Origin of the sequence: Bradyrhizobium sp., from assembly GCF_049519115.1 — a bacterium.
GTDB lineage: Bacteria > Pseudomonadota > Alphaproteobacteria > Rhizobiales > Xanthobacteraceae > Bradyrhizobium.
Genome location: NZ_JBEKRB010000046.1, coordinates 35,782 through 52,691 on the forward strand (window position 1 = coordinate 35,782; position 16,910 = coordinate 52,691).

The 16,910-nt window shown below is 61.4% G+C and carries 16 protein-coding genes; 8 read left to right on the top strand and 8 right to left on the bottom strand.

Translation table 11 applies throughout. The features are described from left to right. Positions 1 to 114 precede the first annotated feature (114 nt). Positions 115 to 750: a hypothetical protein gene (locus ABSE61_RS27690; protein WP_423874335.1), complete on the top strand. Its 636-nt coding sequence runs from the start codon at positions 115 to 117 to the stop codon at positions 748 to 750. Positions 751 to 1,067: 317 nt separating this feature from the next. Here ABSE61_RS27690 and ABSE61_RS27695 read toward each other — a convergent pair whose 3' ends face one another. After that, positions 1,068 to 2,732, bottom strand: a complete 1,665-nt coding sequence (locus ABSE61_RS27695) for an aminotransferase class III-fold pyridoxal phosphate-dependent enzyme (RefSeq protein WP_423874336.1) — start codon at positions 2,730 to 2,732, stop codon at positions 1,068 to 1,070. 34 nt (positions 2,733 to 2,766) lie between these two features. On the opposite strand from ABSE61_RS27695, the gene asd reads away from it, so the two are divergent. Beyond that, positions 2,767 to 3,633, top strand: coding sequence for an archaetidylserine decarboxylase (asd, locus tag ABSE61_RS27700; RefSeq protein WP_423874337.1), 867 nt, complete (start codon positions 2,767 to 2,769; stop codon positions 3,631 to 3,633). 133 nt (positions 3,634 to 3,766) lie between these two features. Further along, entirely contained in the window at positions 3,767 to 4,579 is an 813-nt protein-coding gene (locus ABSE61_RS27705) for an NUDIX hydrolase (protein ID WP_423874338.1), read from the top strand. Between the two features lie 186 nt (positions 4,580 to 4,765). Here ABSE61_RS27705 and ABSE61_RS27710 read toward each other — a convergent pair whose 3' ends face one another. Beyond that, positions 4,766 to 5,929, bottom strand: coding sequence for a FecR family protein (locus ABSE61_RS27710; protein ID WP_423874339.1), 1,164 nt, complete (start codon positions 5,927 to 5,929; stop codon positions 4,766 to 4,768). A 506-nt stretch (positions 5,930 to 6,435) separates the two neighbouring features. Here ABSE61_RS27710 and ABSE61_RS27715 point away from each other — a divergent pair. The 3 genes from ABSE61_RS27715 to ABSE61_RS27725 all read left to right on the top strand — a co-directional run bounded on the left by ABSE61_RS27715 (position 6,436) and on the right by ABSE61_RS27725 (position 9,428). Further along, positions 6,436 to 7,698: an extensin-like domain-containing protein gene (locus tag ABSE61_RS27715; protein ID WP_423874340.1), complete on the top strand. Its 1,263-nt coding sequence runs from the start codon at positions 6,436 to 6,438 to the stop codon at positions 7,696 to 7,698. A 179-nt stretch (positions 7,699 to 7,877) separates the two neighbouring features. After that, positions 7,878 to 8,123: a hypothetical protein gene (locus ABSE61_RS27720; RefSeq protein ID WP_423874341.1), complete on the top strand. Its 246-nt coding sequence runs from the start codon at positions 7,878 to 7,880 to the stop codon at positions 8,121 to 8,123. Positions 8,124 to 8,243: 120 nt separating this feature from the next. Beyond that, positions 8,244 to 9,428 carry an adenylate/guanylate cyclase domain-containing protein gene (locus ABSE61_RS27725; protein WP_423874342.1) on the top strand — a complete coding sequence of 395 codons (1,185 nt, stop codon included), beginning with the start codon at positions 8,244 to 8,246 and terminating at the stop codon, positions 9,426 to 9,428. Positions 9,429 to 9,896: 468 nt separating this feature from the next. On the opposite strand, the gene ABSE61_RS27730 is transcribed toward ABSE61_RS27725, so the two are convergent. The 4 genes from ABSE61_RS27730 to ABSE61_RS27745 all read right to left on the bottom strand — a co-directional run bounded on the left by ABSE61_RS27730 (position 9,897) and on the right by ABSE61_RS27745 (position 13,198). Further along, positions 9,897 to 11,024, bottom strand: a complete 1,128-nt coding sequence (locus ABSE61_RS27730; protein ID WP_423874343.1) for an IS110 family RNA-guided transposase — start codon at positions 11,022 to 11,024, stop codon at positions 9,897 to 9,899. A 120-nt stretch (positions 11,025 to 11,144) separates the two neighbouring features. Next, positions 11,145 to 11,819, bottom strand: coding sequence for a hypothetical protein (locus tag ABSE61_RS27735; protein WP_423874344.1), 675 nt, complete (start codon positions 11,817 to 11,819; stop codon positions 11,145 to 11,147). Positions 11,820 to 12,049: 230 nt separating this feature from the next. Continuing rightward, positions 12,050 to 12,685 (bottom strand): HAD family hydrolase, encoded by a 636-nt coding sequence (locus ABSE61_RS27740; RefSeq protein ID WP_423874345.1) that lies wholly within the window; start codon positions 12,683 to 12,685, stop codon positions 12,050 to 12,052. Positions 12,686 to 12,739: 54 nt separating this feature from the next. Continuing rightward, complete coding sequence (locus tag ABSE61_RS27745) at positions 12,740 to 13,198, bottom strand: hypothetical protein (protein WP_423874346.1); 459 nt, start codon at positions 13,196 to 13,198, stop codon at positions 12,740 to 12,742. A 419-nt stretch (positions 13,199 to 13,617) separates the two neighbouring features. On the opposite strand from ABSE61_RS27745, the gene ABSE61_RS27750 reads away from it, so the two are divergent. Next, positions 13,618 to 14,655: an alpha/beta fold hydrolase gene (locus ABSE61_RS27750; RefSeq protein ID WP_423874347.1), complete on the top strand. Its 1,038-nt coding sequence runs from the start codon at positions 13,618 to 13,620 to the stop codon at positions 14,653 to 14,655. A gap of 165 nt (positions 14,656 to 14,820) precedes the next feature. Further along, positions 14,821 to 15,012, top strand: coding sequence for a hypothetical protein (locus tag ABSE61_RS27755; protein WP_423874348.1), 192 nt, complete (start codon positions 14,821 to 14,823; stop codon positions 15,010 to 15,012). Positions 15,013 to 15,175: 163 nt separating this feature from the next. On the opposite strand, the gene ABSE61_RS27760 is transcribed toward ABSE61_RS27755, so the two are convergent. Then, positions 15,176 to 16,024 (bottom strand): transglutaminase domain-containing protein, encoded by an 849-nt coding sequence (locus tag ABSE61_RS27760; protein WP_423874349.1) that lies wholly within the window; start codon positions 16,022 to 16,024, stop codon positions 15,176 to 15,178. Positions 16,025 to 16,185: 161 nt separating this feature from the next. Further along, complete coding sequence (locus tag ABSE61_RS27765) at positions 16,186 to 16,317, bottom strand: hypothetical protein (RefSeq protein WP_423874350.1); 132 nt, start codon at positions 16,315 to 16,317, stop codon at positions 16,186 to 16,188. Positions 16,318 to 16,910 lie beyond the last annotated feature (593 nt).

The window sequence follows — 16,910 nt, forward strand, 5'->3', positions numbered from 1 at the left end:
GCCGACTTTTGTGACAGCGTCGCCGTAAAGCCGAGTGTGACATTATGATGATGTCACACGCCGGACATCGAAGTCCTGTAGAGTTCCTTCGACTCATCCTTTTTGGGGAAGACCATGATCAAGAATTTCCTGGAGCAGCTGCGTATCCAGCGCTGGGACGACCATCGCTTTTATCACCACAGCCGGATCAACCAGAGCCTGCACTTCGTCAGCGCCGTAAGCTTCATGATCGGCTATGTCATGATGTTCTTCGATCCGATGATGTCGGCGCTGATCGGCTGGCTGGTCTCGATGACCTCGCGCCAAGCCGGGCATTTCTTCTTCGAGCCGCGCGACTACGACCACATCAACGACGTGACCCACGAGCACAAGGAAGAGATCAAGGTCGGCTACAACCTGCGCCGCAAGGTCGTGCTGATGACGATCTGGGCTCTGTCGCCGGTCGTGCTCTATGTTGACCCGACGCTGTTCGGCCTGTTCACGCCCTGGGCGACCCCGGCCGATTTCATGCGGCAGGTCGCCAAGATCTGGCTGGTGGTCGGCGTCGGCGGTCTTCTGTTCCGCACCGTGCACCTGTTCTTCATCCGCGACGTCGAAACCGGCCTCGTCTGGATGACCAAGATCCTCACGGACCCCTTCAACGACTTCCAGCTCTATCGCAAGGCGCCACTGGCGCTGCTGCGCGGCGAGCTGATTGATCCGGGCCTCGACATCATCGAGCACAACGAGCTCACCGAGCAGCACGCCTGAGACTTGCTTTGCGCCGCTACAATCTGCGTCATGCCCGGGCTTGTTCCGGGCATGTGCTTTTTTGCGGGAAATCGATGAGTTGCTTCTTATCCCTCCCCCGCGAGCGCAGCGAGCAGTGGGGGGGGTGGCAGGAGCGAAGCGACGGTCGGGTGGGGTTCTTTCTTGTAACGATACCCCCACCCGGCTCATCGTTCGCTTGCGCTCTCGATGATCCCGCGAGCGAGCTTTGCTCGCCTCGGACCTCCCCACAAGGGGGAGGGAAAAGAAAGCGGCTTGCTGCAATCATTTTCCCCGCCTTGGGAAGAGATGGGAAAACCTCAGCGCCCGAACTTGCTGGCGATCATCTCTTTGAGGATCTGGCGGCGGATCGCCTTGTTGGTCAGCGTGGGCGAATGCCACCACCAGCCGTCGCGCTTCATCTTTTGCGCAGCCGCGACAAAGCGCTGCTCGACTTCCGCAAAATCGCCGTCGGTGAAGTTCAGGCTGAAGATCAACCGTCCGGTGCCGACCCAGCTCAGCGCCAGCCCTTCGGCGCCCAAGTAATACTGGAGCATCCAGTTGTAGCGGGAAGGCTCGGTATATTGCACGGTCCAGACCGAGGACATGTTGGCGACGCGTACGGGAAGGTTTTCCTGCTCCAGCCGCGCGTTGAGCGCCTCGGCGCGGCCATTCCAGGTGGCTTCGAGCCCGTCATAGATGCTGCGGAAATTCGGGCTCGCGAGACGAGACAGGAACTCGTCCATCGCGGTCATGACATAGGGATGCGAGTTGAAGGTGCCGCGGGCGAAACAGACGTCGGCCGGACGATCGTCGCGGAAACGGCGCATCAGTTCCTTGGTGCCACACACCACGCCGATGGGGAGACCGCCGGCGAGGCTCTTGCCGTAGGTCACCATGTCGGCGCGGACGCCGAAATATTCCTGGGCGCCACCGGCGGCGATCCGGAAACCCAAGAACACCTCGTCGAGGATCAACACGATGCCACGCTCGGTGCAGACCTGGCGCAATTCCTTCAGCCACGCGGTATAGGCGTCGCGGTCGAAATGCGCGCTTCGCGACGAATCCACCAGCGCGGAATCGCCGGGGGCGTTGGCGTTCGGATGCAGCGCCTGCAGCGGATTGACCAGAACGCAGGCGATATCGCGGCGCGTGCGCAACACATGCAGCGTCTTCTCCGACATCTCGGCGAGCGTATAGGTCTCGTGCGGCGAGATCGGATTGCCGACGCCGGGCTGCACGTCGCCCCACCAGCCGTGATAGGCGCCGGCGAACCGAACCAGATGCGTGCGCTTGGTGTGATAGCGCGCCAGCCGCACCGCCTGCATCACCGCTTCGGTGCCGGACATGTGGAAGGAAACTTCGTCGAGGCCGGAAATGTCGCAGATGCGCCGGACATTGTCGGCGACAACGGGATGATAGAAGCCGAGCATCGGGCCGAGCCCTTCTGCGCGCTTCTCACCCTCGGCGATACATTCTTTATAGAAGTCGTTGCCGAAGATGTTGACGCCGTAGGAGCCGGTCAGATCGTAGAACAGGTTGCCGTCGACATCGGTGACGGTGACGCCCGTGGACGATGCCATGAAGGCGGACGTGCCGAGGTTTTCCTGCACGAGCTTCGAGAACTGGAACGGCACTCGGTAGGCGCGGGTGAACTGCAGGTCGGAGATGTGGGTGACGGCTTCCGCCGTCATCTGCCGTCCCTTAGCGAAACGCTCGGCATAGAGTTTGGCGAGCGCAAAGAAGGCATCCTTGCGCTGGCTGGCGATTTCCGGCGGCGCGCCGTCGGCGTTGAAATATTTATCGGCGGAAAATTCGTAGAACGGCAGCAGGCGTGCTACCCGGCGGGACATCTTCGAATGTCCGCTCAGCGAGCGGTGCTTGGCGCGCGACAATTCGAGGCGCGCCTTGATCCTGGGCAGGGTGGCGGCGGCGCCGGCCACCGCCACGGCGGACAATGAGAGAATCGGGAGAGACGAATCCATGCCAGAAGCGCTAGCGCCTCCATCTGACAGATTCATGACAATCAAGGGAATCATTACAGCCGTGACGGAACAGGAGAACGTTAATTTCCTCCTGACCAACCGGATTCCGCGCGCCGCCGTCACCCGTTTTATGGGCTGGTTCAGCCAGATCGAGAACCCGCTGGTTTGCGCCGCCTCGATCGCCTGCTGGCGGCTGTTTTCCGACCTCGACCTCTCTGAGGCCAAAAAGACCGAATTCAAGAGCCTGCACGATTGCTTCACGCGCGAGCTGAAGGACGGTTTGCGCCCGTTCGATCAAGACGCTTCCATCGTCGCGAGCCCGAGCGATGCCATCATCGGCGCGCATGGCGCGATCGAAGACACGGAACTGTTCCAGATCAAGGGCGCCAATTACTCGTTGAAGGACCTGCTCGGCGACGACGAGGTGGTTGAACGGCATCGCAACGGCCGCTTCATCACGCTTCGGCTGACCTCGAGCATGTATCACCGCTTCCACGCGCCGGCCGACTCTAGGGTCGAGCGGGTGACTTTCATCTCGGGCGACACCTGGAATGTCAATCCGATCGCGCTGAAGCGGGTCGAGCGTCTGTTTTGCAAGAACGAACGCGCGGTGATCGAGACGCGGCTCACGTCCGGCGAAGCGCTGACGATTGTGCCGGTCGCCGCCATTCTGGTCGCCAGCCTTCGCCTGCATTGCATCGACCGCACGCTGAATGCGCAGACGCGCGGGCCGACCGTGTTTCCCTGCGACGTCGACGTGCACAAAGGCGACGAGATGGGCTGGTTCGAGCATGGCTCGACCATCATCGTGCTGACGCCGGACCGTTTCGACTTTTGCGACGGTGTGCGCGAGGGCGCGTGGATCAAGGCCGGACAGCCGCTGTTGCGTAAACCGCAATAGTTCCGAAAGCGAAAGCCGATGAACAGAAAAAATCCGCCGTCGATTTTGCGAACTTCCTGACTTATATAAAACTTGAGTCGAGCGGATTCGATATTCGGCAAAGGTCGACAAGGGGTCGACAAGGGTTTTGGCGATGGCGCGAGCGCCAGTTTTAGCGGCGGGCGGTATTGTGCTGCGGCAGACGAGGCCGCCGCTGATTGCGGTCGTGCGGCTGCGCAAGGGCGAATGGGTACTTCCAAAGGGCAAGCTCGACGACGGCGAAACGCCGCGCGATGCGGCGATGCGCGAAGTGTGGGAGGAAACCGGCCACGATGTGTCGGTGCATGAATTTCTGGGAACGCTGGCCTATGATTTGGGCGGACGATCCAAGATCGTTCATTATTGGCGGATGGAAACCAGTAGCGGCCCGATCCGCGAACTGACGAACGATGTGAGAGCGGTCGACTGGCTGCCGCTGGAAGCCGCGGTCGAGCGGCTGTCGCGCGAGCATGAACGGGCGTTTCTCGCCAATGTCGGACCGCTCGCGCTCCAGTCAGCGGCGCTCGCGAAACGATCCCAGGAAACCAGGCGATCCGAGGAGACCAGGCAAGAAGCCAGGGTCGCCGCGCAGGTCAAGCGCCGACGGCGCCGCACCGTTGCGCCCAAACCTTCGCCGGCAATCGCTCCGTCCATTGCGCCGCTGCCTGACGTCGCGGTGCCGGCAATTGAGCCGGTTCAGCCGGCATTTGCCCAGCACGAGGCGATCGGAAGGGGCCCGTCCGACCTCTGGGCCATGCCGGACACGGCGCAAACGGCCGCCGAAACTGCCGCGGCCGATTCCATGCCGGCCGATCGGGCCTCTCGCGATCCGGTGCCGTTTGTTCAGGGCGCGGCGACTGAGCAACAGCAAAGCCCGCGCGTCGATCTCCTGCAAAGGGTCAGGGCCTGGTTGCGCCGTGCGGCGTGAGCGCGGGTCTGGGCCGGCCGGTCCCTTGCTGCGGGACATCAGTTCTTGTCGTCCCCGCGAAAGCGGGGACCCATACGCCGCGGCCCTTGTTGTTGGCAAAAGATAGGCGGCGCCTTGGCCCTTGCGCCCGCTGGTGATTATGGGTCCCTGCGTTCGCAGGGACGACATGATCGTAAAGCGCGCCTCTTACCGCTTCTTCTCCTTTGGCGGCGGCTTCTTCGGCGGCGGCGGACGCTTGGGTGGCGGCGCTGCCCGGTTCGGCAATCCGCCCTGACGAAGCGCAGGCGCGTTCGGCCGCAGCGTGCCGGGCGGCTGCACGCCGGGCCGCTGTTGCAGGTTGTTCTGGCGCTGTGGGCCGTTCTGGCCGGGCGCACCGCGCGGGTTGGTCCGGTTCGGATTGGCGCGACGAAGCGCGCGTTGTTCGGTGACGACGCGGCGTCCGACCGCTTGCGCGGCGTGCACCTGACGCACGATGCCCTGGTCGCGCGCGGCCTGTTGCGGCGAGATCATCAGCGGCGCGGCCGTCAAGCGGCCGCCGGCGCCGGCACGGATGGTGAAGCCACTGGAGCCTTGGGTGAGCGAGCCGAGCCGCGCGCCGCTGCGGTCGTTGACGTCGATGGTGCCAACGTGCCCATCCGGATCGGGATAGAGCTTGATGTTGTGCGCGCCGCCGCCGGCGCCGTTCACTTCGACAAGCCCGGTGGTGCCGCGAATGCCGAGGGTGGCGGTCGGCGTCGTGATTTTCATATTGCCGGTCTTGGCGACGGCGGAGGCGACAAAGGCCACCGTGCCCTTGGTGACGTCGAACAGCGCCGAGTTCTGCTTGCCGCCATCCTGATAGATGTAGTCATCGACCGTGATCGAGGCGTTCGCCGTGAGATTGAAGGTGGTCTCGTCGTTGAAGGTGACGCCGAGGGTGGAACTCGCTGAGGTCTGCAGCACGTCGTTGAGGTAGATGTCGTCCTTGAGTTTCAACGGAACCGCGCTCTGGTTGTTGCGGGTCACGCTGGCGGTGCCGGTTAGCGTTGCGACATTGCCGATCGGCTCGTCCGGTGCCGCCGGCTGGGCGGACCCAGCCGCGGTCGAGGTCGGCGCAGATGAGGCCGGTGCAGGTGAGGGCGCCGATTGCGCTTGTGCGAGCCGCATCGGTGCGGCGGTCGCGCTCAGCGCTACGGATGAAGCCGCCACGCTCTCGATCGTATCGGTGATCGCGTAAGCCAGTGCGGGAGCGGCCGGCGCAAAAACTTCAAGCGCCAGGCCAACGAACAGGACAAGCAGCGATGACGACATAAGCTGCGCGATCTTCGCGTTCGATCCGCGATCACGCGGCGCCGTCAATGAAAAAAACATGCCCGTTTTCAATCCGCCTGTTCAAAAACACAGTTTCGCCGAGCGAAGGGATCGCGGCAAGGCGTGTCTTCACCGATTGAGGCGGTTTGCGACTGAACGCGGCATGAACATTGCGGCCATGAAAAAACCCGGCGGGCGGCCCGTCGGGTTTTTCACTGCGATGGATAGGGATGCAAGTACCGCTCTAGAACACGCCAAACCTAGAACACGCCAAGCACGATGGCGCCGACAAAGGCGAAGGCGATATAGGCGGTCACGATGCTCAGTTGACTGACGAAAGGACGAAGGGTCATGAAAATCCTCCGAAGCTCATCTCTGTAGCGAATGCCAATCCGCTCCACTGCTCGCCATAACTCACAAGGTAGCGATCGGTTTCACGCCAAAAAAGTCAGGCGTGCTGTCCATCCAGCCCATCTCGGCGGCGCACAATCGTTGCGGCGTGGTTAAAGAGTCGTGAAATCAAGGCGTTGATGAGTCCTTAAATATATTGGTTGAAGTTTCTCCGCATGACGCGCGGAGTTTGTTGGTCTCTCGTCGGCTCCTTCGTCCTCGTATCGCTGGCGGGCTGCGGCCACGGATTTTTTTCCGAGGAGCGCGAACCGTGGCGGGCCGAGGCCGAAGTCGCGTGTCTGAAGTCAGGCAGCGTCAAGGAAGGCCCGGATCTGGTTCGGATCAGCCCGATTTCCGGCCCCGGTGCCTGCGGCGCCGATTTCCCGCTCAAGGTCGCAGCGCTCGGCGAAAGCAACGGCAGTTTCGGCTTTGCCGACGAGGACCTACGGCCGCCCGGCGCCATCGGCAATCAGCCGCGCTGGCCGGCCAATCCGCCGCCGCCTTCTCCGCCACCGCCGTCGTCCTATTATCCCAACCAGCCGTATCGCGCGCCGAACTACGGCGGCTCCAGCTATGGATCGTCCAATTACGGCGCGCCGTCCAACGGCCCGATTTCACTGCGCGCGCCGGGTGTCGCGCCGCCCGAGGAGGATGACATTGCTCTGCCGAGCGAAAGTGCGCCGGGCTGGCAGGCCGGACCGTCTTCGCGCTATGCGCCGCAAGCTCCTTATCCGCGCGACCGTTATGCCCAGCCGCCGGAGCGCGTCGAGGCACCTGGCTCGGTGCCGTCGGCTCCAACCTATCAGTCGCCGCGGCTGGGTCCGGGGCCGATGCAGCCGTTTGCGGTAGCGGGTCCGGTCGCGGTGAGGCCGGCGGCGACACTCGCATGCCCGATCGTCTCCGTGCTCGACCACTGGCTTACTGAAAACGTGCAGCCGGCGGCGCAGCGCTGGTTCGGCCAGCGCGTGGTCGAGATCAAGCAGATCTCCGCCTATTCCTGCCGCGGCATGAACGGCAATCCGAGCGCGCATATTTCCGAACACGCTTTCGGCAACGCGCTCGATATCGCCGCCTTCACGCTTGCCGACGGACGTCACGTCTCGGTGAAGGATGGCTGGAGGGGCTTGCCGGAAGAGCAGGGCTTTCTGCGCGATGTCGAAGCGGGCGCATGCCAGCAATTCACCACGGTGCTGGCGCCGGGCTCCAACGTCTATCACTACGACCACATTCACGTCGACTTGATGCGCCGCGCCTCGCGACGTCTGATCTGCCAGCCTGCCGCGGTTTCCGGCGAGGAAGTCGCCGCGCACGCCGTGCAGCGCAATCCCTATGCTTCGCGCGAGCAGTCGGTGACGGGATCGCTCGGCGGCCACAAGACCGCGTCCGCGCGCAAGCACGGCGAGAAGGTGAACGAAGAAGACGAGTTCGAGGACGAATAGGCGCTAGTCGCACTTCGCTTGCTCGATCACGAACGGCGGAGCGGTCTGTCATCGTGACTCACGCCCGTTTGAATTCATTTCCTGTATCGTGTTTCGCTATTCCGGTGGTCGGGATGTAACCCACCATCAGGAAACTTCCTTTGGGGGGGTCACCACATTAAAGATGGAAACCCTTGATCATGATCAAAACTCTCAGCGCTGTCGCACTCGTTACAGCCGCACTCTCCAGCTCCGCTTTTGCTCAGGAAGAAGCCGCCCCGCAAAAGCCGGCCCACGCGCTCCGGCACTATCGCGGCAGCTATAACCAGGTGCAGGATCCCGCTTTCGTTGCCCCGCGCACGTCGGTCAACGGCTCGGCCTTCGATCGCAGCTTCGACCGTTCGCGGATCGGCGACCACGATCCGGACTTCAATCCTCCGAGCTGATCGCTCCAGCAATAACAGCTAACGCCGCGATGGCGGTCCGGTTGATCCGGGCCGCCGTCGCGCTTGTGGGAGCTTCGATCGCACTGGTCATCCCGGCAATCTCCGCTAAAGTTGTGCCGCATGGACAATCAGTCAACGGCATCGACGGTTCTGGGCCACACCATCATCGAGTGGCTGGCTCACGAGGCGTTACTCGAATCCGAACCCGCCGCGCTCTACGGTGAATTGTGCCGGCGGTTGCGCGCTATTGGACTGCCGATATTGCGAGCGCAGGTGGCGTTCCGGATCCTGCATCCGCTCTATGCTGCCAGCACGGTGAACTGGACCGCGGCGACAGGGATCGTCGTCGAAAACTTCAGCGCCGAGGACAGTGCGCAGGACCGGTTTGTGCTTGGTCCGATTGGCCACACCCTGACTCATCGGCTGCCGGTGCTGCGGCGCCGGCTGACCGGCGATACCGCGCTTCTCGATTTCGAGGTGCTGAAGGAATTTCACGCCCAGGGCGGCACCGACTATCTCGTCTTTCTCATCGGCTACGATCAGGTCGGGCGGAACGGAATCATCTGCTCCTGGCTCGGCGATCGGCCGGAAGGATTTACCGATGACGAGATCGCGCTGCTCCAGCGCGTCACCCGCCAACTCGCCATTGCACTGAAATCTAAGATCGAGCGGAGCGTCGCGCAGAACGTCGCGCACGCCTATCTCGGCGAGCGCGCCGGCCAGGCCGTGCTCAACGGCTTGATCCGGCGCGGCGACGGCGAAAAGATCACGGCCGCGCTGTGGTACAGCGATCTTCGCCACTCGACCAAATTGGCCGGCCGGCTCTCGACCGAGGATTTCCTCAACCTCTTGGGGCGCTATTTTGAAATGACGGCAGCCGCGGTGCTCGACCATGGCGGCGAGGTCGTCTCGCTGATCGGCGACGCTGTGCTCGGCCTGTTCCGCGTCGAGGGTTCAGTGGAGGAAGCTTGTGGCCGCGCGCTCGCCGCCGCGCACGAAGCCCGCCGTCGCCTTGGCGCTTTGCCGTCGCCGGCAGTCGACCCGGTTCTCAACTTCGGCATCGCGCTTCATCTCGGCGAGGTGATCTATGGCAATGTCGGCATACCCGAGCGATTGCAGTTCACGGTGGTCGGTGCCGCGGTCAACGAGGTCGTCCGGGTACAGGACCTGACCAAGCAACTCGGCCATCCGTTATTGGTAACCGCTCCCTTCGCGGAGGCCGTCGCCGCTCCCTGGCGTCCTTGCGGCGAGCATCTGTTGCGCGGGATCGAGACGCCGATGCCGATCCTGACGGTGACCGACTAGGGCCTGAACCGATCAAGAGCTGCGTCCGCTTTGTCATCAGAACGCGGACTTGGAAGTCCGTCTAAATGCAGGTCGGCTTCGGGCCATAGGACTCTGATGTCCCTAGTCAAGCGCCGAGCGCGCGATTGATCGCCCTCTTGCTGCCCTGTTGGCTGGAGGGTCTTGGCGATGGATCGTGCAGGGGTGAGGGCGGGACCTGAAGACGTCGGTGATCAAACTCTGATTCGCGGGTTGGGTACCGCATTTCCGTTTGTTCGTCCGGGGCTGTCCCTGTCTAAACGCGGGCATCGATCTTGCGATCGGCCACATAGTCCAAGCGGGAATTCCCCTGCCGTGGCCCCGCCCTCGCTGCTGCACGATTGGTGTTCGATGGTGCTCCGCTGTTATTAGCCTGTTGCTACGTGTGAGGGTGGAGGAGTTGTGGGCCGGTCGAGCCCTTCATTAGCTCGAGCGGTCCATGACCCCGGACTACTGGTTCGCCGCTGCATGAGATCCTACGACCTCACGGTTGATCGCCCAGATGAACGCGGACAGCTCGCGGGCGATCGCAGTCACCACGATCGTCGGTCGCTTGCCCTTTCGCGTCAGTGCCCGGAAGCGGCCACAGAGCCGCATTTGCGCCTTCCAGGCAATCTCGCGGGCCGTCCGTGGCGCGGCGCCGATCCTGGCCTGCATGTCCTTGCTGACGCGTGGCGGGAATCGGTAGCTCCACGCAGCCTCGATGAGCAGCCGTCGTGCACGCGTATTGCCGGCCTTGGTGATGCCACCGCGTTTGACGCTCTCCCCGGTCGATCTTTCTGACGGGGTAAGGCCAAGATAGGCCATCAACTGACGGGGGTTCTCGAAGCGCGACAGATCGCCAAGCTCGGCCAGGAACGCGATCGCCCCGACCATGTCGATGCCACGCATCGCCTGGACTGCCTCGATGACTGGTGCCAGAGTCCAGTCCGCCACGGCCTCGCGCATGGCCTGCTCCAACCGTTCGATCCGTTCCCGTACCTGTCGTACAGCCAACAGCATTTCCTCGAAGGCAATGCGCTGCTCGCGATGCTCAAGCTTGAGGCCGGTGAGCCAGTTGATGTGTGCCCGCCCCCAGGTTTTCTTGCCCGGATAGTGACGGCCGAGACGCAGCAGAAGCGAGGAGACGTTCTGGCGCTTGATTCTGTAGTCCTTGACCGCGGCATCGCGAGCCCGCACGAGGTCCCGCATCGCCTCGTGACGCTCATCAGGCACCCAGACCGCCGTCAACTCACCGGCCCTGAGCAGCTTCACAAGATTGACGGCGTCGCGCCGATTGGTTTTGACCCGATCACCTGGCTTGGATGGGATCAGCGACGGTGCCACCACAATGCAGTCATGGCCGATGCTCTTGATCAAGCGGTAGAGACCGTAACCTGTCGGGCCAGCCTCGTAGCAGAACGTCAATCGAGCATGTTTGCTCGCAAGTTTTGCCACGAGCTTGCGTGTCTCAGCCTCAGTATTGTCGATCTCGCCGAGATATCGAACCTCCCCGGCTCGACCGGCATCGGCAATCGCCACCGCATTGCGCAATTTCGCAGTGTCCAACGCCACGAACGCTTCGCTATGATGCTCCATGACTCGCCCCTTTGTGTGAGGCTCTACCCAGCCTATCCGGGCAACCCTCGTCATCACATCGAGGGCGAGTCGCCTTCACATGGAAAGGGACATACGGTCTAAACCGCTCGCTTGCCACCCTTATTTGCTCTCTTTCAAATCACCGGAGTGATCGAAGTCAGCAGCGCTCAACGTGTTCGCAAGCGTTCCTCGGTCGTGATATCGACTGCCGTCTAACATCCCGACATAATACGCGGACAACCACGGTAGCTTCCGCACGATCCCAGCAGTGATTGGCTCATCGGTGCTCTCAAGCGTGATTTCGTTCCAGCTGATGTCGGGTCCAAGCGTCGCCTGGAGATCACTTCGATCAACCTCAATGACGGTCTTCGGATCGTTCACATCCGCAAACGTTACGAGGTCGGGCAGATCAGCAGGAGTAATCCTGTGCAGCCCGCGCATCCGAGCAAGACGCGACACGTCAGCCATGGTATCGCCCGATAGAGCTAGACCATAAAGCTTGGGTCCCGGTCCGCCGTCGCGCGACCAAAGCGGCTCTCTGCCGCGGCCGTGTTGGACGTGAAGTTGACGTGTCAATAACGCGATCAGCGGCTTAGCGCCAGAACCAAGATCCAAATACAGGGCTTCGCCGCGAAGCTTGTGTAAGATGCCTCTTCCGGGAATTGAGATTTCCCCGAACAGTACTTCAACGACACTCGAAGCACGCTTGACCCCGTCCGGTGTATTGACCGCGACCGTCAGCTTATATCGATAGCTCTCGGTCCTTTCGCCGCAGCCAGCGAGAACGACTACCAAATACGAAAATAATCGTGCCGCTCTGAAGGTTTCGCAGCTTCATAGGCATTCCTCGCCGCCGCCCCAGTACGCAAGTTGTATAAATTTCTTCTCTCAACCAGTTTGGCGGCAGATCGCTAAAGTTTTAATGAAGCTCTGGGACTTCGGTTGTGGGTCAAAAGCCGTCGACGACGGCCGAACCAAGGAGCTTCCGCTTCGCTCTCAGAAGCGGGCCTTCATGAGTTCAAGCTCTAGCCCGTGTGATCAAGTAGTTCCTGCGGCGTCGTGCACACCTGATGCGCCCCGGCGGCGAGTAGTTCTTCCCGGCTGCCGTAACCGTAGAGCACGCCGATCGCCGTCATGCCGTTGCCTCTCGCGCCGACCATGTCGTGGCTTCGGTCGCCGATCATGGTCGCCGCGGCCGGATCGACCTGCGCCGCCTTCAGCGCGTAATCCAGCAGCTCGGTCTTGTCGGACCGCGTGCCATCGAGTTCAGAACCGAACACGCGCTCGAAATAGCCGCGCAATTTGAAATGATCGATAATGCGCTCGGCGTAGACGCTCGGCTTGCTGGTCGCAACGAACAGGCGCCGGCGCTGCCCGGCAAGCACGGATAACGTGGCTTCGATGCCCGGATAGACTTCGTTCTCGAACAGGCCGATATCGGCAAACCGTTCGCGGTAAAGCAGGATGGCGGCATCGGCGAGCGCGTCGGTGCCGAGCAGTTTTTTGAAGCTGGCAAGAAGCGGGGGACCGATGCACCAGATCAGCTCATCCTCCGATGGCGCTTCGTGATCGAGCTTGCGAAGCGCATATTGAATCGAACGCGTGATTCCAGGCTTCGGATTCGTCAGCGTTCCATCGAGGTCAAAATAGATCGGGTTCATCGGTCGGGTGTTCTATTCGTTGTCCGCCAACGAGCCGCTGTCGACTTACGGCTGTCATCGTGCAACGATTGCTGAAAGCATCGGTGAAATGGTCTTCTTGTCGGAAAGATCGATGACGTCCGCGGGATCGACTGTATCCCATTTTATCGAAGCCGAGTTTGCCCGGTAGAACTTCGCCACGACGGCCTGGACCTCGTGGTCGTTACCGTGTTTGTCGTGGGCCGTGATCAATCCCGTCAGCTGAACGCTCTTGAGTTTCGGGAATTTGGCCAATGCCGCGGGAACAATCGTTCGCGCTATGGCGCCGAACTCGCTCTTCAAGTCTCGCTGCTTCGCAACGAATGGATCGAGCGTGAACTCAACCACGAGGCATTCATCGGGTAACGTGACGATTGTCCAGGGATGCAAGCCGGGCTCGGCAATAGCGCGTCTGGCGAACAACGCGGCAGTTTCGGCCGCGGAAGCAGCGACCGGGAACAATAGTGCTACGATCAAGACAGTTACAAATTTCATTTCGGCGCCGAGTGTCTTCCGTAGAACCCTTTGGTTGGTACATTCTGACAGGGAGGTCATTGATAGAAACACACTAGGTCGGAGACATCGCTGTTGTCGGAACGCCGATCAGCCGGCAGGCCGCGTTATCACGGATCCTTCTGCCCGATGCGTATCGACGAACCTTTTGGTCGTCATCGCTGCAACAAACACGGCAGCGACGAACGAAAGGGACATAATGACAAATGCTACTCGAAATTTCATCGCGGTTGGTGCTCCGTGCGCCCACCCCCTCATCCGGAGAGTAACCTATCGCGCAGCCGGTTTACAACTGCTGGTGTTTCGGCGGTGCTTCAGGGCGGGCGGCCGGCCATCCCACAATCGGCCCCATTCAGGTCTATAACGCTCTCTCTGTCGCCGCGTCTTGAGCGAGGTGCAACATGTCAGACCCAATCGATCGCCGCCGCTTTTTGGGAACCGCCGCCATGGCCGTCGCCGCAACCGAATTCGGCTTGAACGCAACGGCCGCAGCGCAAACGGTCGCGCAAAATACTTCCGTCAAGGCGGGAAGCGCCACGTCCTTTGCCTCGCTGAAAGAGATCAATGCCGGGCTGCTCAATGTCGGCTACGTCGAAGCCGGTCCCGCCGATGGCAAGCCCGTCATCCTGCTGCACGGCTGGCCCTATGACATCCACGCCTTTGTCGATGTGGCGCCGATCCTGGCCTCGGCCGGCTATCGCGTCATCATCCCCCACGTGCGCGGCTATGGGACGACGAGGTTTCTGTCCGACGCTACCGTGCGCAATGGTCAGCCCTCGACGTTGGCAGTCGACACCATCGCGCTGATGGACGCGCTTCGAATCGACAAGGCCACGCTGGCCGGCTTCGACTGGGGTGGGCGCACCGCCGATATTGTGGCCGCGCTTTGGCCGGAGCGCTGCACGGCGCTGGTATCCGTCAGCGGTTATCTGATCGGCAGCCAGGAGGCCGGCAAGATGCCGCTGCCGCCGGCGGCCGAACTGCAATGGTGGTATCAATTCTATTTCGCGACCGAGCGCGGCCGCGAAGGCTACGAGAAATATCGCCGCGAATTTTCAAAACTGATCTGGAAGCTCGCTTCGCCGAAATGGAATTTCGATGACGCCACTTTCGAGCGAAGCGCGAAGGCGTTCGACAATCCGGATCACGTCGCGATTGTGATTCACAATTACCGCTGGCGGCGTGGACTTGCCCAGGGCGAAGCGAAATACGACGAGCTGGAAACGAAGCTTGCCAAAGCCCCCGTCATCGCCGTGCCGACCATCACCATGGAGGGCGACGCCAACGGCGCACCTCATCCGGAGCCTTCGGCCTACGCAAAAATGTTTTCGGGAAAATATTCGCACCGGACCATCACCGGCGGTATCGGACACAACCTGCCGCAGGAAGCCCCGCAAGCCTTTGCCGAAGCGGTGATCGATGTGATGAAGGGAGGTTGACGGTCTGACACGTGATTGGCGCGTCGCCGGAGGAACCTGAAAGCCCCTTGCGCGTTATCTAGCCGGCGATGGAATTCTGCGAGGAGCGGGACAGTCCCAACAAAGGCGGCGCGGCATAAGTCCCGGGCCGCCTTTTTGCATCGCCGGTTCGAAGGATCGCGCGCGATGGCCAAGAGGCGCAAATCTGTCCCGATGGAAACCCAGCCGGGTCGCGACGAAGCTGCAACGCCAATGGCGCAGGCTTCGTCGGAACGCGGTCAAGTGCAGCAAACACCAGCTTCCAAAATGCCGCGCAGCCAGGCTGAGACAGCGAGGAAACGCTCGCTCAAGAAGCAGCGCAGCATGCAGCACGAATGATGGGTGCAGATTGAAATTGCCGGTTGCTGGCCTCTAAAGCGCAATGAGATTGATTAAATCGTCATCGCGCTTTGGCTTTTTTGATTGAGCATGATCTCCGCGACAAACGCCTTAAGGCGTTTGTCGCGAGGGAAAACCGCTACACACTTTTCCGGATCATGCTCTAGGCGGCCCGCATGATTCGCGCGCCCCGATAGGCATCGGTTTGCTTGAGTTCTTCGGTGATCACGTTGAAGCGCACCAACTCGGCGGGACCGAAGGCCGTCGAGATTGCGACGTCGGCCGCGTCACGTCCTCGCGCAATCACGATGCGTCCGATCCGGGGATGGTTATGCCTTGCGTCGAAGGTGAACCAGCGGCCGTCGAGATACACCTCGTACCATGCGCTGAAATCCATCGGCGCCGGATCCACGGGCACGCCGATGTCGCCGAGGTAACCGGTGCAGTAGCGCGCCGGGATGTTCATGCATCTTGAAAGCGTGACCGCGAGATGGGCGAAGTCGCGGCATACGCCGCGACGCTCGTCGTGTCCCTCGGACGCAGTGCGATCCTTGCGGGCATGATGGTATCCGAACTCGATGCGCTCGTGCGCGTAGTCGCAGATCGCCTGCGCCCGCTGCCAGCCGCCGTTGATGCCCCCAAACAGCGACCAGGCAAGGTTCGAGAGCTTTTCGGTATCGCAGTAGCGGCTCGCCAACAGGAACGGCAGAACCTCGCCGGGCAGCGCACCGACGTCCCACTGTTGCGCCGCCGGGCATACCTCATCCGGCAGGCCGCTGTCCTCGACAACAAATTCGCTGCGGACTTCGAGCAGACCGGATGGGGCGACAAGCCGCGTGCAGATGTTGCCAAAGGGATCGAAGTAGTCGCGAGCGTCCACGCCCGGCGAAAACCGCATGGTCTGATCGCTTACAATGTCCCCGTCGCGCGAGGGATGCGTGGTCAGCATCAGCACCATGGGAACCGCTTGCGAACATTGGAATGCGATGTCGTAGCCTGCCCGGATCTTCACGAAAATCTCCTTGAATTTGTTCAGCTGTTGGCAAGCCAAACGGCACCCCCATGGTTCCTAAACCCATTGAACAAATGTTGGGCTGTTCACTCCGGGGTTGACCCTGAATCTTTGGAAAATTTGCGCTTTGATCGATCGTTGTGACGGCCGACAAATCGAGGTCAGCGTCCCCAATCATCGTCCTCGATATCCATCGTGCATCCTTGACTATCTACGACCTTGCCGTCCTGCGTGATCGGCACGTAGATGCACGAGCGGCCTTGGGCGTCGATCAGCTTGATCGCTTGAGGCATTGTGTCGGGATACTCCCCGCCGTGGTCCATCATCTCAAAGCGGAGGCCGCTTCCATCCATTTGCGGGTCTTGCGGCCTCCTCTCGGATGCAAGCCGCGCGAACTTGTGGGTCAAGCGCATGGTTAGCGATGTTGATCGTTGCGGGAGAATTGGGGAGGTAGTGAATGCTTTGTGCCGGGTGCATCGGGAAACCGACTCGGCAACGCTTGAGCCGCTGGAATAATGAAAGCCGTTTCCGGCCTGCTTTTGAGGAAAAGTTGCCCGGCGATCAACATTACGGCTGCAAAGACGACGGCCAGCATCGCGGTCGCCAATTGAGACATCTCACGCATGGGTATCCAAAAACCTTCCAATCACGGAAACTCGATCTCGATCACTAACTCGCGAGCGAAAACCGAGTTCCAGGACTTCCGCTCATGATCGATTTTGTTGCAGAAGTCGGCTGCACCGATGGGTGCGCGGCAGTCATCCGGCTGAGATCGCCCGGCTTTGATCTGCCGGCGTTGACGCTCTCTACGCAACTTCGACGCTACGCAGTGCGCTGGACCAGATATGGCGGCGGCCGGGCAACCAGGGATGCGAGCCGGCGCAGG